Origin of the sequence: Tissierella pigra (assembly GCF_018917845.1) — a bacterium.
Classification (GTDB): Bacteria; Bacillota; Clostridia; order Tissierellales; family Tissierellaceae; genus Tissierella; species Tissierella pigra.
Genome location: NZ_JAHLPJ010000001.1, coordinates 969,734 through 985,605 on the forward strand (window position 1 = coordinate 969,734; position 15,872 = coordinate 985,605).

Below are 15,872 nucleotides of genomic sequence, written 5' to 3' on the forward strand. Positions count from 1 at the left end.
ACAAGTAAAATACTGGTTGAGGAGTGAAAGATGATGTCTCAGATAAACAATAAACCTTTATTGATGACGTCTGATAAATATGTAATGTTGAGACAGAAGTACGACTATAATTCGCCAGACTGTAAATTAGAAATTGTGAAAACAGGTAACATATATAATGTAGGAAAGTTTATTGGAATATTTGCAAGAGAAGTACCAAATGGAAATCCTAATGGTATAAATATTAGAAGATTTGAAAGTATTGTACAAGAAGTATTTCAAGATTGCTATGCTGCATTTATCTCCAATAATCTTACAGATAATCATATAATAAATTTGAAGCAAATATCTTCAGCAATTGTATACTGGAAAATGACAAGTCAAGGTGGGCGTGCTAAATTAAAGATGGACAATGTCTTGGCTAAGTGGAATGCTGACACGGTAAATCAGTTAATGAATGCATATGAGAAAAAGGATATGTCACTTTTCCGAATTGGAGGAGTTAGAATACCTACAGCAACAACATTTATGCGGTTCCTGTTTCCAAATGATTTTGGAGTGATGGACTCCCGTGTAGTAGGCAATCATACACAACCTAATGGTATAACGGCTCTTAGTTTAAGAAAAGATGGTTATATAAATGATACTAAGCAGAATGTAATAAAGTATGAAACTGAATATACAATATTTCTCAGAAGTCAGGCAGCATATCTTAATGAGTTGGGTATTAAATTTAAAGATGTTGATGATCGGGGGAAAATATTTTTATCAAAATTTCGTGCTTCTGATATCGAAATGAGTTTATTCTAAACGATAATTATCAATAGGATAATGTTTAAGGCGAGAACAAGTGAAAAGGGTGTGAAAACAATTAAAGATATAGTTGAAGTTAAGAATATGATTGAGACAGACCAGAAGCAAATAAATACAGAAGTGAAATTTTTAAAAGATGGACAACATACATATCGATACCTGTTAAAAAAACAATGGAGTGAAGGTAAAAATACCGCAGCAGTCATAATGTTAAATCCTAGCAAGGCTAATTCTCTAAAAATGGATCAAACGGTTATGAATGTTATGAATTATCTTGTTGATAATGGATTTAGTGGTATGTCCATAGTTAATTTGTTTTCATATATGTCTACTAATCCTGATAATTTAAAATATAGAAATCAAGATTATGAAAGTGTTAATATTGAATATATAGAGCAAGCATTTGAAGATTCATCAATAATAATCATTGCTTGGACAAGAGGTGGACAGATAAATGAGAAGAGAAGAATTAAAGGTATATTAAAGAAATATGAACATAAGTTGAAATGTTTTAAAGATGGTAATGATAAAATAATGAGGCATCCGAGTAGAGGATTTAATGATAAGTGGACCTTAGTAGATTATAATTTTAACATAGAAGGATTATAAATTTCTATCAATTTAATGAAGGATAAGCAATATCTTTAGTATACGAAATGGAGAGTGAGTAAATGACGCCAGAGAAAAGTCTACATTATACAATGATTAAATACTTAGATATAGAAGGTGAAACTCAACTTAGTAACTTTATCAAACATTCAAAAATAGTATATGATAGGCGTTGGGATTATTCAGGTATAGTGTCGAATCAAAGAAAGATGTTCATTAATATTAAAACACCTATTGAGTTTAAAAAGACTTTAGAAGATAATCTAGAGAAGTTAGAGAAAATCTGTTTCGAGATTTATGAAGATGATGAAGAATATGCTGCGGTAGGTGTTTATATAAGTACATTAGCATATAACATAACAAGTGTAGAAATTGATGAAATTGAAAATGAAATTGTGGAGGATTCCATTTATCGGAACTTTATGTTGGAAATCTCAAGTATGGATATTGATCAGATTGAAAAGAGATATTTATATGAGGCTTGTGAATGTGGAATAAGAGATAATAGATTAGCAGCGAGTACAATGCTAGGATGTGCTGCAGAATACCTATTAATTAATCTTAGCAATGCATACTATAAATATTTGGAGAACAATGGAACGTCTAACGAAATTGAAAATTTCAAACGCAAAGTTATTAATGCAAAATCTGCTTATGATAGACTTGATGAATTTGAAAAAAGGATAGAATCAAATATAAGTTTATTTCAAGAATTAGGGTTTGAAAATCCTAAATTGAATTTTAACTTTCTAGATATTATCCGAAAGGTCAGGAATCAATCTGGACATCCAACAGGGCTAGAGGTTTCTGAAGGAGATTTAAAAATGTTCTTCGGCAATTATCAGCACTTTATAAAATTGGCCCATAAACTAATTGATGTATTTCCTACATATAGTGTTGAGGGGTAGATTTATTTGTTCGTTGTCGACTTATAAGTAAATCAATTCAGAATTACAAAATATGTTCACGAATAAAACCGGTATAAATAAAGATTATATATGGGAGTGGAAGAACTATGGTTGAAGGGAATTCAGTACAACCTGTTAAGATTGAGTTAGAAGTATTAAATACACTAGATGTAAACGATGTTTTTAGTCGGAAAGAAACCGAAATAGATTCTCAATTAATTGATGGGTTAATAAATTTAGTAAAGTCTAAAGATAATTTTTCTTCAATTAAGGAAGCCCCTGAAAATGTAAAAGATCTGTATGAAGTGGTTATTAAACCACATCTTCAGGAAGGAATAGATTCAGGAAATTTAGAATGGAATGGTGTTAGTGCTCAGATACGAAACAAGAAGAATGGGGAAATAGCAGGAAATATTGAACTATCAAAATACGAATTAGAGCAGGTGGTTCCCAATAAAAGTGCAATAAGTAATGCAACCAAAGCCATATGCAGTGTTGCAGGACAAATGCAATTAGTTGAAATTACGCAAAGATTAGAACAGATATCAGAGAAGATAGATTTATTAATAGAAAATGAAAGAGATAAAACAAACGCAAGACTAACTGGCACTTTAAAGACTTTGCAGAAAGCATTAATGATTGATGACAACAGTTCCTTTAAATTTGCTAGAATCGACAGATGCATTGATAGATTGCAGGAGTTAGTAGATTATTTTGAAATAAAAATTGATAAGGACTTAAACAAAGAAATAAAAAGGGGTATGCTAGAGTCTATTATTGACAGTTTTAAACCTTCAAATAGGCAAGATATAAAATTTTACGATTCTATGAAGAAATGGTTGGATAATAGCAATTATTATATTCAAGGGTATGTTTACTCTAAATTAGCATTAGCAAAATGCTATGAGGTTATCGAGGGCATTGAAGAAGGTCAGAGAGAACTTTATGAATGCAAACAAGTTTACAATGAATATCTTTTACGAATAGGTGAAAAAGTTACATATTTGCTTAAGGAGAAAGGATTATCAGTATCTGAAAGTCAAGACATTAATCAAGTTATTGATTACATAAGTAAAAGGCAAAAACATTCAAGGATAAAAACGAATCTGATTAAATTAAAGGAAAATACTGTTAAAGGTAATGATGATATTAGCAAACTTGATACTCAAGGAACAGGTTCAATTATTTTGGAATTGCAGGATATACAAGGTCTAGATAAGGAGGATTAAAATGCTTGAGGGATTCTGTTCAAATTGTCAGAAGAAGTCTTATTTTACCCATATAAAAAACAACACATATAAATGTAGTTTTTGCGGGATTGAATTTAAAAAGTGTAAAAACAAAAAGCACAATTGCTTAAATATGATAAATATTAAAAATCCTTCAGGATATTGTGATGACTGTATTAATAATGGGATAAAAGTTGGTAGAGTAGGACCAATTGCTGTTCTTGGTGGCATAGGTGTCTTTGCTTGGAAAAATAAAGGCAAAATTATTAAAGTTGCATCTAAAGTTATCAAAAGAGTATAAAAAATAGTAGATATAAAAAATTAATACGTTTGCTCATAAGGAGAGGGAAAAATGTATTAACTATATTAGAAAGGAGGAAAACATAATATGAAAGAACAATTTGAAAGGTATCTGATAGATTGTGGATATAAGCAAATAACTCCAAGTGGTAATCCTAGCACGGTTTATGATTATATCAAAAGAATTGATAAGATTTGTGAATGGGAGAATATCTCTTGGGAACAACTGGCTACTAATATACATATAATTCTACCGCAATATAATGTTGGAGGTAATAAAGAGGATTTGGGGAAAAAGTCACACAATGCAGTAATAAATGCTTTGAGACGTTTTTCAGATTATGTAATCCAAAACCTTTAAAAGTACGAAGATAAATAGAAGTCTGGAATTTGGGGAATTAAATTAAAGGTTTCTGAGACGATTCTTCTGAAGAAGTATGGACATTTTATAGATTTAAACGTATATCTAAACCTCTAATTTGGAAAGACGAATATAGCACACATTAAGTAAAATATTATATAGTATATTTAGGTCAATAAAATACCCTATATATAATGTAGGAAAAATTTTATTAATAACTAAATATATTAATTATAATTTATTACAATAGGCTTATTTGTTCATTGTCGACTTACAAAAGAGTCGGTTCAAAATTACAAAGTTTGTTCACGAAAGATACAGAGCGTCAGACTGGGAAACCAATCTGGCGCCTTTTATTTGTGCAGAAGTAGATCCCCCCGCCACAAACATTCCCGAAATCCAACAACCAATAATCCCCCGTAGCCCAGTGAAATCAATATATATAAAAATATAAGTAAATACCTCCCCTATGCATATCGCACTTACATCTCATATAATTGTTCCTATTTTTCCACGAGCAAACTTTGTCATTCTTCACTGCTCACGAGCAAACTCGCTTGTCATTTTCTCATTTTTTATCTCTTTTTTTCTATTTTTTAAGTAAATGCAACCCACGAACAAACTTTGTCACTCAAAGTAACTTATGGGCGATAGACCTTGCAACCACTCGCTTACCAGCCGAGCAAACATTGTCAGTGGATGAGCAAACTCGTGTGTAACTGGACAATAATAATATCAAAATCCCTCAAGTATTTATATTTGAGGGATTTGTTGCTTTTATAATAAAAAAAGGAAGATTTACACCTTTTATTCTAAAGGCTTTTCGTAGATGATTTCCAAGAAAATTTGTTTTGGGAATTCCAATAGTGCTAATAAAGAAAAATAAACCATAAAAACAACCTAATAAATCGGATAAAAAATAATATAAAAAGCCTAGAAATCATACGACTTCTGGATCTCTTATATTATTTTTTTGTGTATAAATCATTGTGAAAAAAATAATAAATTTAATTTTGCTGTTTATAATTTCTAAAATGTCATTAGTATACTTGATTGCTTTAAGAGTCAATTTATTCAAGTTTTATAGGGTCCTAGAATTGGAATTTGATACCCTTTTTGTAGAATAATAAAAGCTTAATAATTACTCTTTCCTAGGAATATCCTTTGAATAAATACAATATATTTCTATAGGAGGGGATAGAATGAAGCTAATAATCATAAAGAAGAAGTATCTGCAAATACTCTGCATATTATTAATAGGAATTCTGATTTTAGGATTCTTTATATTAAAAAAGTCAAAAACAATGCCTGTTACCTATTTACCTATAGCGAATAAGGTTATTGCCATAGATCCAGGACATGGCGGGGTAGACCCAGGTGCAGTAAGCAAAAATGGAATCAAAGAAGATGAAATAAATTTACAGATAGCACTGAAATTGAAGCGATTAATAGAGCAAAGTGGAGGTATAGTAGTAATGACTAGATTTGAAGATGAAGGTTTATATACATCAGAATCTAAAACATTACGACAAATGAAAAGAGAAGATTTATTCAATAGAAAGGAAATAGTAAATGGAAGTAACAGTGAAATATTTATATCAATACACTTAAATAGCTTTATTAGACCTACATATTATGGGGCACAGACCTTTTATAATAAGGATTCAGAAGGAAGTCAACAACTGGCCTTGATAATACAAAAGGAATTAAAAAATATATTAGATAAAGATAATAATAGACAACCTCAAGTTAGGGATGATATTTTTATATTAAATGAAGTTAATATACCCTCTGTATTAGTAGAATGTGGTTTTCTATCAAATTCTAATGAAGAAAAACTCTTAATTAATGAATCATATCAGGAAAAAATAGCTTGGGCAATTTATGTAGGCATAATGAATTATTTCAATGAGTTAGACTTAGGATTTGATTATTGAATGTGGATAATTATTGTGGATAACATAAGGATATGTTAGTAAATAAAATACATTATTTACTAAACTTTAAATATAAAAGATTTAATTAAATTATAAGTTTACATAACTTATCCACTGCTGATTGTGGATAATGTTAATAAAGTGGATAAGTAAATGGAGTAATATTCAAATACTTCATTTATTTGTACATTCGACAAATTAAACTTATTAAAAACTTTATATTTCCAAAGAAATGTATTTTTCGACAATGGAATTTATTTACCATATATATGTAGAAAACTGTCAAATTATAACCTTAATGTGTTGTGACAAAATAGTCAATAAAAGGATAAAAGTATAAGAAGTAAATTTTAAATCAATGATAAAGTAAAAAGGTTAGAGAATTATAATGTAATTTATTTATAGACAAATTTTTATCAATCATTGATAAATACTTGTAAAACCAGAGAATATCAGATATACAAGGAATGATTGTTAAATAATTTGAAAAATAACAGTATTGCATAATTTTTCCTACTCTTGTATAATTAAAGCGTACTACAATATTATAATACTTAATACTATATATATAAAAACTGGTTTGAATTATAAATATTAGGGTAGCATATATGTAGTATGAAAAAATAAGGGAAGGAGTGGTAAAATGGAAGCAAAGAAAACCCCATTATACGATGAACACGTAAAACTTGGAGGAAAAGTAGTTGACTATGCAGGATGGTATCTTCCAATACAATACGAGGGTTTAGTTCCAGAACATGAGGCAGTTAGAAATAAAGTAGGATTATTTGATGTATCCCATATGGGAGAAATCACAATAAAAGGTAAAGATGCTTTAGCGTTTGTAGATTATCTTATGACAAATGATATATCTAAAGTTGTAGATAATCAAATAGTTTATACTTTTATGTGTGCACCAGATGGTGGAGTAGTAGACGACTTATTGGTTTACAGATTGGCTCATGATGACTTTTACTTAGTAGTAAATGCTTCAAATACAGACAAGGATTATAAATGGATTACAGAGCAAAAAGGTAATTTCGATGTAGAAATCGTTAATATTTCTGATACTGTTGGAGAAGTAGCAATACAAGGACCCTTAGCCCAAAAAGTACTACAAAAATTAACTAATACTGACTTAAATACAATTACCTTCTTTACTTTAAATAGAAAAGTAGATATTAATGGAGTAGAGTGTATGGTTTCAAGAACTGGATATACTGGAGAAGATGGATTCGAAGTATATACTACAAATGAAGGTGTAGTAAAGGTTTGGAACGATATACTTGAAGCAGGAAAAGAAGAAGGCATAAAGCCATGTGGTTTAGGATGTAGAGATACACTTAGATTTGAGGCTTCATTACCATTATATGGACATGAAATGTCTGATGTAATATCACCATTAGAAGGTGGATTTAAATACTTTGTTAAACTTGACAAAGCATCAGACTTCATAGGAAAAGAAGCACTTAACAAACAATGGACAGAAGGACTAAAAAGAAAATTAGCTGGATTTGAGATGATTGGAAGAGGTATTCCAAGAGAAGGCTATGAAATACAAAAAGATGGTAAAGTAATAGGACATGTAACTACAGGATATATGTCACCTACACTTAAGAAAAATATAGGTAATGCACTTATAGCAACTGAATATACAGAATTAGGTACAGAAGTGGATATAATGATTAGAAATAAGCCTGTTAAGGCTAAAATAATTAGCAAAAAATTCTTAAGCAAATAATATAAATTAGGAGGGTTAATAATGAAAGTACAAAAAGGTTTACATTATACAAATGATCATGAATGGGTTAAATTAGAAGGCGATGTAGCAGTTATAGGTGTTGCAGATTATGCACAACATCAATTAGGAGATATAGTTTATGTAGAACTACCAGAAATTGATGATGAAATTGAAAAAGAAGAAGCTTTTTCAGCTGTAGAATCCGTTAAGGCAGCAGCAGATATTTATATGCCAGTAAGTGGTAAAGTAGTGGCAATAAATGAAGAACTAATAGATGACCCTGCTCTTTTAAATGCTGATCCATATGAGAATTGGATGATTAAAGTAGAAATGACTAATAAAGCTGAATTAGACGAATTAATGACAAGTGAGGAATACGAAAAGTTTTTAGCTGAGGAGGAATAAAATATGTATCCATACATTCCAACTACTCGTGAAGACGAGCAGGAGATGCTAAAGTCCATAGGGCTTAACTCTCCAGAAGATCTTTTTAGTGACATTCCAAAGGACTTACAATTAAATAGAGAATTAAATCTACCTAAGTCCAAATCTGAATTGGAAGTTAGTTCATATTTAACAGCTTTAGCTAATAAAAACTGTTCTATAAGTGAATTAACTTGCTTCCTTGGAGCTGGAGCATATGATCATTATATTCCTTCAATAATAAATCATATTATTTCAAGGTCTGAATTTTATACATCATATACTCCATACCAGCCAGAAATAAGTCAAGGAACACTACAATATATATTTGAGTTCCAAACACTTATATGTAATTTAACTGGAATGGATGTTGCAAATGCTTCATTATATGATGGAGGTACAGCAATTACTGAAGCGGCTTTAATGGCTGCAGCACATTCTAGAAAAGATGAAATAATAATTTCTAAAACAGTGAGACCAGAATCAATTCAAATTTTAAAAACTTATGCTCATGTTCAAGGACTAAAAGTTATAGAAGTTGATATGAAAGATGGAGTTACTGATTTAGAAGCATTAGATGGTTTAGTAAATGATAATACTGCAGCAGTAGTGGTTCAAAGTCCAAACTTCTTTGGTATAATAGAAGATTTAAAAGCTACAAGTGAAATTGTTCATAAAGCTAAAAAGGCTAGTTTTATAGCATCAGTTGACCCAATATCTCTTGCTGTCCTGAAAAAACCTAGTGAATTAGGGGTAGATATTGTAGTGGGAGAGGCACAAGGAATGGGAATACCTGTATCATTTGGTGGACCATATCTAGGATTTATAGCTGCAAGATCTGAATATATGAGAAAGTTACCTGGTAGAATAGTTGGACAGACTGAAGATAAAAATGGTAAAAGATCTTTTGTTCTAACTCTTACAGCTAGAGAACAACATATAAGAAGAGAAAAAGCTACTTCCAATATTTGTTCAAACCAAGGTTTAAATGTTTTAGCTGCAACTATATACATGGTTACCATGGGTAAAGAAGGACTTAAAGAAGTTGCACTTCAAAGTACTAAGAAAGCACATTATGCTTTTGAACAACTTACTAAATCTGGTAAATATAAGCCAGTTTTTGATAAACCATTCTTTAAGGAATTTGCTGTTACATCAGATTTATGCCCTGAAAATATTACTAAAGAATTAAGAAAAGCTAATATTATAGGTGGCTATAACTTAGGTAAAGATTATCCCCAATTAGAAAATGCTGTCCTTTATGCAGTAACTGAAAAGAGGACAAAAGATGAAATAGATAGATTAAGTAGTGTATTGGAGGGGATAAAATGAGAAAGTATGATAAATTAATATTCGAATTATCTAAACCAGGAAGAAAAGCATATAATCTTCCAGAACTAGATGTAGAAGATAAATGTATAAAGAATTTTATTCCAGAAGAATTTTTAAGTGATAGTGAAGTTAACTTCCCAGAACTATCTGAAGTTGATGTAGTTAGACACTATACTAATTTATCCAATAAAAACTATGGATTAGATACTGGATTTTATCCACTTGGATCTTGTACAATGAAATATAATCCAAAGATTAATGAAGATACAGCAAGATATGATGGATTTGCCAATATCCATCCTTATCAATCAGAAGACTGTGCTCAAGGAGCATTACAGTTATTATATGAATTAGATAAATCACTTGCTGAAATAGCTGGTATGGATAAAATGAGTTTACAACCAGCAGCTGGTGCTCATGGTGAGTTAACTGGTATAATGGTTATAAAAGCATACCATGAGAACAATGGAGATTTCAATAGAAATAAAATCATAGTTCCAGACTCAGCTCATGGTACTAACCCGGCTACTGCAGCAATGGCAGGATATAAAATAGTAGAAGTTAAATCAACTAAAGAAGGTTTAGTTGATATAGAGGCTCTTAAAGCCGTAGTTGGAGATGATACAGCAGGTTTAATGCTTACAAATCCAAATACTTTAGGTATATTTGAGAAGGATATTAAAGAGATTGCGAAAATTGTTCATGATGCTGGTGGACAACTGTATTATGATGGAGCAAATGCCAATGCAATTCTTGGCCATGCGAGACCAGGAGATATGGGATTTGACGTAGTTCACTTTAACCTTCATAAGACTTTCTCAACACCTCATGGTGGTGGAGGACCAGGAGCAGGACCTATAGGAGTTAAGAAACACCTAGAGGAATTCTTACCAGTTCCAATTGTACAAAAAGAAGGAGAAAGATACTTCTTAGATTACAATGTTCCACATACTATAGGTAAAGTTAAAGATTTCTATGGACACTTTGGAATATTAGTTAGAGCATATACTTACATCCTAACAATGGGTAGTGATGGATTAAAGAAAGCTAGTGAAATAGCAGTATTAAATGCTAACTATATGGCTAATAAGCTAAAAGAACATTTCTATTTACCAATAGATACATTATTCAAGCATGAGTTTGTATTAGGTGGATTAAAAGATACATTATCAGAAGTAACTACATTGGATATAGCCAAGAGATTACTTGATCTTGGTTATCATCCACCAACAGTTTACTTCCCGTTGATTATTAATCAAGCAATAATGATTGAGCCTACAGAAACTGAATCTAAGGAAACTCTTGATGAGTTTATTGATGCTATGATTCAAATTTCTCAAGAATCAAAGGATAATCCACAAATATTAAAAGATGCACCTAATAATACTAGAGTAAGTAGACCAGATGAAACTAAGGCAGCGAGAAGTCCAATTCTTAAATATGAAGGGTAGGTGTACTATTTGACTAAAACTATTGCAGTTATAGGAGCTGGTCCAGGAGGCTATGTAGCGGCAATAAGAGGAGCTCAACTTGGTGCAAATATCATCTTAATAGAAAATAGAGAAGTAGGGGGTACATGTCTCAACCGAGGCTGTATCCCTACTAAAACATATTTTAGAAATGCAGAAATAATGTCTAATTTCAAGAGAGCAGAAGAATTTGGCATTACAGCAGGAGAATTTAAGATGGATGGAAAAGCACTTCAAGAGAGAAAAAATAATGTAGTAGGTACTTTAGTAAAAGGTATCGAACAACTTATATCTTCTTATAAGAATATAGAATTCTATAATGGAACAGCTAATATAAAAGACAAGAATACTATTTCCATAGATTTAAAAGATGGTACTGAAAAGACAGTTACTGTAGATAATATAGTAATTGCCACAGGCTCTAAACCTCAAATGACTGAAACCAAAGGGGTAGATTTAGATGGAGTAATTACATCTGATGAACTTCTGGAGATGGAAGAGATTCCAGAAACCTTAATTGTAGTAGGTGGTGGAGTTATAGGATTAGAGTTTGCAAGTATTTATCAAGAATTAGGCTCTCAAGTAATTCTTTTAGCATCAAGAATATTAAAAGATGCAGATAAAGAAATTTCAAGAAGATTAACTCCTATACTGAAAAAACAGGGTATTGAGACATATATAGATATAAGGGCTAAAGAAATCACTAAAGAAGGAAATAAATTAAAAGTTTTAGCCAAGTATAAGGAAAAAGATGAAGAAATAGAAGTAATAGGAGATAAAGTACTTATTGCATCAGGTAGGGGACCTGTATTAGAGGGACTAAACCTAGATGAATTAGGAATCAAATATGATGACAAAGGTATATTTGTAAATCAGGAATTTGAAACCCACATAGAAGGTATATATGCTATAGGAGATGTAAACAGGGGAGTACAGTTAGCCCATGTGGCATCAGCTCAAGGTGTATATGTAATGGAAAAAATAATGGGTCATACCCCTGATATTAATATGGACATATATCCTAATTGTGTGTTTACAATGACTGAAGTAGCCCATGTAGGGTATACTGAAGAAGAACTAAAAGAAAAAGGAATACCTTATAAAGCTAGTAAGTTTATGTTTGCAGCCAATGGTAAAGCCTTATCTTTAGGAGAAGGAGAAGGTATAATTAAAATCCTTGCTGGGGAAGAAGATAAGAAGGTTTTAGGAGTTCATATTCTAGGATCTCATGCAAATGATTTAATACATGAAGGCGCATTGGCTATATCTAATGATTTAGATATTAATAGTATAATGAGAACGATTCATGCCCATCCAACTCTTTCAGAAGCATTCTTTGAAGCTACATTAGGATTGGAAAATCAAGCAATTCATATAGCACCACCAAGAAAAAGAAGATAAAAAGACGGGGAATTTTTCCCGTCTTTTTTGTAACTAGTAGGAGGAATTATGAGTAAAGATACTAAGATTATTATATTAAGCCTTATGATGATTATATTCTTTGCATTAGGGTTAATGGTTAGGGGAAATAGTGAAGGAATTCTTTTTGATGCAAATATAATGGAATATGTGCATAAAGATATTAATCCCAATTTATTGTCTATTATGAGAACTATATCTTTTATTGGATCAGAAAAGTTTTTAATTCCTGCTATAGCTATGGTTATAGTATATACCTTAGTTAAGAAGGAATATTATATATCTAAATTATTATTAACATCTTCATTAGGATGCTATATATTAAATTTTATATTAAAGCAAATATTCAATAGAACAAGACCAATAAAATATTTTTTGGTGAAACAAGGCGGATTAAGTTTTCCTAGTGGACATTCTATGGTTACTATGAGCCTTTATTCTACAATAGCATTTTTATTGGCGAAAAAAGTAAAAGACAAAAGGAAACAAAGGTTAATATACATTGTATCTTTTGTCATGATTTGTATAATGGGTCTAAGCAGGATTTATCTAGGGGTACATTGGCCAACAGATATAATAGGAGGTTTTCTTATAGGATATGTATTCCATTATTTGACTATTACTTTAGTTAAGGAATAGAGGGATATAATTTTTACTTAAATCCTCAAACATTCTGAATTTGCAATCAATGGCATATCTGCTATAATTTAAATAGATACAAATAAAATAAAGGGAGGTATAAAATTGAATATAGATATAGAAAAGATTTTAGACAAGATGACAAAATACTTGGATATACCTAGTCCCACTGGCTATACAAAGGAAGCCATAACAGAAGTCCAAAAAGAATTTGAATATCTAGGACTGTCTACTCAATTGACTAAAAAAGGAGCTTTAATCGCTACTTTAAATGGACAAAATAATGATGAACATGTAATGCTATCGGCTCACATTGATACTTTAGGTGCCATGGTTAAAGAAATAACTAACGATGGTAAGCTAAGATATAATAAAGTTGGTGGAGGTAGTTGGTCTGCTATAGAGGGAGAAAATTGCTACATAATAACTAGAAAAGGTAAAAGAGTCCGAGGATCCATAGTTCCTAAAATTGCTTCAACTCACATTTATGGTCAAGAAAAAGCAAATGTAGCAAGAGATCAAACCAATATGCTTGTTAGAATTGATGAAATAGTAAAATCAAAAGCAGATGTGCTTAAGTTAGGCATTAATGTGGGAGACTTCATAGCTCTTGACACAAGAACAGAAATAACAGAAAGTGGATTTGTTAAAAGCAGATACTTAGATAATAAGTTAGCAGTTGCCATTTTACTAGAAATATGCCGATATTTTAAAGAGAATTCTATAACGCCTAAATATACTACACATTTTTATATAAGTAATTATGAAGAAGCAGGTCATGGGGTGTCTGTGATTCCAGAAAAGACAAAAGAAATGATAGCAATAGATGTAGGAATTGTGGGAGAAGGGCAAGAATCTAATGAGTTTAGTGTAAGCATTGCAGCTAAGGATAAAAAAAGCCCATATAATTTTGAATTTAGAAATAAGCTTGTAGATATAGCTGAAGAAAATAATATAGATTATGTAGTTGATGTATATAATTTTTATAGTTCTGATGCTACCCAATGTATGCATCAAGGAAAAGATGTAAATTTTGCTTCCTTAGGACCTGCAGTAGATTCTTCTCATCATTATGAGAGAACTCATGTAGGATCTATAATAAATACAACTAAATTATTAATTAAATATTTGTATTAGATATTAATATAAAGTAGGTTTTAGATTTATTTTCACCTACATAACCTTCTTTGCATATTCTAAAGTACTAAAGAAATGCAAGGAGGGATATTATGTCCATTGAATTAAATGCTCTACACTATGTGTATCTCTTATTTACATTAATAATATTAGGTGTAATGATTAAAAAGAGAGATACTACATTAGTTTGTATTCTGGGGATATTTATATTAGGGCTTATTGCAACATCTTCGCTGTCACAATCTGTAATGGGTGTTTTTAATTCTTTTATTTATGCCATAGTAGAATTAATGGGAACGATTCTAATAATTTCAGTAATAGTAGGAATGAGTACAATACTAACTAATACAGGAATAAATGAAATAATGATCTCACCTTTTACTAAATTAATTAAAAATCCTACATTGGCCTATTGGACAATAGGAATACTTATGATGATTATATCCTGGTTTTTCTGGCCTTCACCAGCAGTGGCATTAATAGGAGCTGTTATGTTACCAGTAGCAATAGGAGCAGGATTACCTGCTTTGGGAGTAGCTGTAGCCATGAACTTATTTGGTCATGGAATAGCTTTATCAGGAGATTTTATTATTCAAGGTGCACCAAAACTTACAGCAGATGCAGCAGGATTAGCAGTGGGAGAGGTAATATCAGCTAGCATTCCATTAGTAATTACCATGGGAGTAGTTACAACTTCTATAGCTTTTATAATGCTGAAGAAAGACTTAAAAAATGGTAAACTGAAATTAGAAGAAAAAACAAATATAAGAAAATCAGAAGAAAATGAAGAAAATATAAAAGAAGTTCTAAGTATAAAAACCAAGAAAACTTTATCAATAATAATTCCATTATTATTTGCTCTAGATGTTGTAATTATGTTTATAGCAAAATTACAAGGTGGGGATGCTACAGCTTTAATAGGTGGTACTGCAATATTTATACTCATTCTAGTATCACTTTTAACCTTCAAAGGAAAAGCATTAGAAGAAATAACAAAACATCTAGTAAAAGGATTTAAATTTGGATTTGAAATATTTGGTCCTGTTATTCCAATTGCTGCATTTTTCTATTTAGGTGATGATGGCTTTCTAAAAGTTATTGGAGAATTTTTACCTCAAGGTTCGGAAGGTTTAGTCAATGATTTAGGTATAGCATTGGCTAATATTGTTCCATTAAACCCAGGAGTAGGAGCAGCAACTCTTACAACTGTAGGTGCCATAACAGGTTTGGATGGTTCGGGATTTTCTGGAATATCTTTAGCAGGTTCAGTAGCCAGACTTTTTGGGGCAGCCATAGGAAAAGGAGTAGCTACACTTACAGCATTAGGTCAAGTGGCTGGTATATGGGTAGGTGGAGGAACTATAATTCCTTGGGCAGTTATTCCAGTAGCAGCCATATGTGGTGTAGACCCATTTGAATTAACAAGGAGAAACTTTAAACCTGTAGTCACTGGATTAATTGTAACGACAATAGTAGCAATGTTTATAATGTAGATATATGAAATAAATATAAAAAAGGTTTTCTAAAGGATTTATGAGTTAGAAAACCTTTTTTTAAATGAAATGTATATATGATATAA

The 15,872-nt window shown here is 31.0% G+C and carries 15 protein-coding genes; all 15 read left to right on the forward strand.

From position 1 onward, the window contains the following. Positions 1–30: 30 nt before the first annotated feature. The 15 genes from KQI41_RS04760 to KQI41_RS04830 all read left to right on the forward strand — a co-directional run bounded on the left by KQI41_RS04760 (position 31) and on the right by KQI41_RS04830 (position 15,786). On the forward strand, positions 31–789 hold the full coding sequence (locus KQI41_RS04760) for a hypothetical protein (protein WP_154440343.1): 759 nt from the start codon (positions 31–33) through the stop codon (positions 787–789). 51 nt (positions 790–840) lie between these two features. Continuing rightward, positions 841–1,401, forward strand: a complete 561-nt coding sequence (locus tag KQI41_RS04765) for a DUF1643 domain-containing protein (RefSeq protein ID WP_216584935.1) — start codon at positions 841–843, stop codon at positions 1,399–1,401. A 62-nt stretch (positions 1,402–1,463) separates the two neighbouring features. Continuing rightward, a complete protein-coding gene (locus tag KQI41_RS04770) occupies positions 1,464–2,309 on the forward strand; it encodes a hypothetical protein (RefSeq protein WP_154439950.1) in 846 nt (281 codons plus the stop codon). Between the two features lie 107 nt (positions 2,310–2,416). Then, positions 2,417–3,538 carry a hypothetical protein gene (locus tag KQI41_RS04775; RefSeq protein ID WP_154439949.1) on the forward strand — a complete coding sequence of 374 codons (1,122 nt, stop codon included), beginning with the start codon at positions 2,417–2,419 and terminating at the stop codon, positions 3,536–3,538. A gap of 1 nt (position 3,539) precedes the next feature. Beyond that, positions 3,540–3,839: a hypothetical protein gene (locus KQI41_RS04780; RefSeq protein ID WP_154439948.1), complete on the forward strand. Its 300-nt coding sequence runs from the start codon at positions 3,540–3,542 to the stop codon at positions 3,837–3,839. Positions 3,840–3,926: 87 nt separating this feature from the next. Continuing rightward, entirely contained in the window at positions 3,927–4,199 is a 273-nt protein-coding gene (locus KQI41_RS04785) for a hypothetical protein (protein ID WP_154439947.1), read from the forward strand. A 1,202-nt stretch (positions 4,200–5,401) separates the two neighbouring features. Beyond that, on the forward strand, positions 5,402–6,136 hold the full coding sequence (gene cwlD / locus KQI41_RS04790; RefSeq protein WP_154439946.1) for an N-acetylmuramoyl-L-alanine amidase CwlD: 735 nt from the start codon (positions 5,402–5,404) through the stop codon (positions 6,134–6,136). A 643-nt stretch (positions 6,137–6,779) separates the two neighbouring features. Next, the gene (gcvT, locus tag KQI41_RS04795) at positions 6,780–7,874 is read left to right on the forward strand and encodes a glycine cleavage system aminomethyltransferase GcvT (RefSeq protein ID WP_154439945.1); all 1,095 of its coding nucleotides are present in this window, start codon (positions 6,780–6,782) and stop codon (positions 7,872–7,874) included. 21 nt (positions 7,875–7,895) lie between these two features. After that, positions 7,896–8,279 (forward strand): glycine cleavage system protein GcvH, encoded by a 384-nt coding sequence (gene gcvH / locus KQI41_RS04800; protein ID WP_154439944.1) that lies wholly within the window; start codon positions 7,896–7,898, stop codon positions 8,277–8,279. A gap of 3 nt (positions 8,280–8,282) precedes the next feature. Beyond that, positions 8,283–9,629, forward strand: coding sequence for an aminomethyl-transferring glycine dehydrogenase subunit GcvPA (gene gcvPA / locus KQI41_RS04805; protein ID WP_154439943.1), 1,347 nt, complete (start codon positions 8,283–8,285; stop codon positions 9,627–9,629). Further along, on the forward strand, positions 9,626–11,080 hold the full coding sequence (gene gcvPB / locus KQI41_RS04810; RefSeq protein WP_154439942.1) for an aminomethyl-transferring glycine dehydrogenase subunit GcvPB: 1,455 nt from the start codon (positions 9,626–9,628) through the stop codon (positions 11,078–11,080). The genes gcvPA and gcvPB overlap by 4 nt, the downstream gene beginning before the upstream one ends. Positions 11,081–11,089: 9 nt before the next feature. Next, positions 11,090–12,499, forward strand: a complete 1,410-nt coding sequence (lpdA, locus tag KQI41_RS04815; RefSeq protein WP_154439941.1) for a dihydrolipoyl dehydrogenase — start codon at positions 11,090–11,092, stop codon at positions 12,497–12,499. A gap of 48 nt (positions 12,500–12,547) precedes the next feature. Beyond that, positions 12,548–13,156, forward strand: a complete 609-nt coding sequence (locus KQI41_RS04820) for a phosphatase PAP2 family protein (RefSeq protein WP_154439940.1) — start codon at positions 12,548–12,550, stop codon at positions 13,154–13,156. A 105-nt stretch (positions 13,157–13,261) separates the two neighbouring features. Then, complete coding sequence (locus KQI41_RS04825; RefSeq protein ID WP_154439939.1) at positions 13,262–14,293, forward strand: M42 family metallopeptidase; 1,032 nt, start codon at positions 13,262–13,264, stop codon at positions 14,291–14,293. Positions 14,294–14,385: 92 nt separating this feature from the next. After that, positions 14,386–15,786, forward strand: coding sequence for a hypothetical protein (locus KQI41_RS04830; protein WP_154439938.1), 1,401 nt, complete (start codon positions 14,386–14,388; stop codon positions 15,784–15,786). Positions 15,787–15,872: the final 86 nt, after the last annotated feature.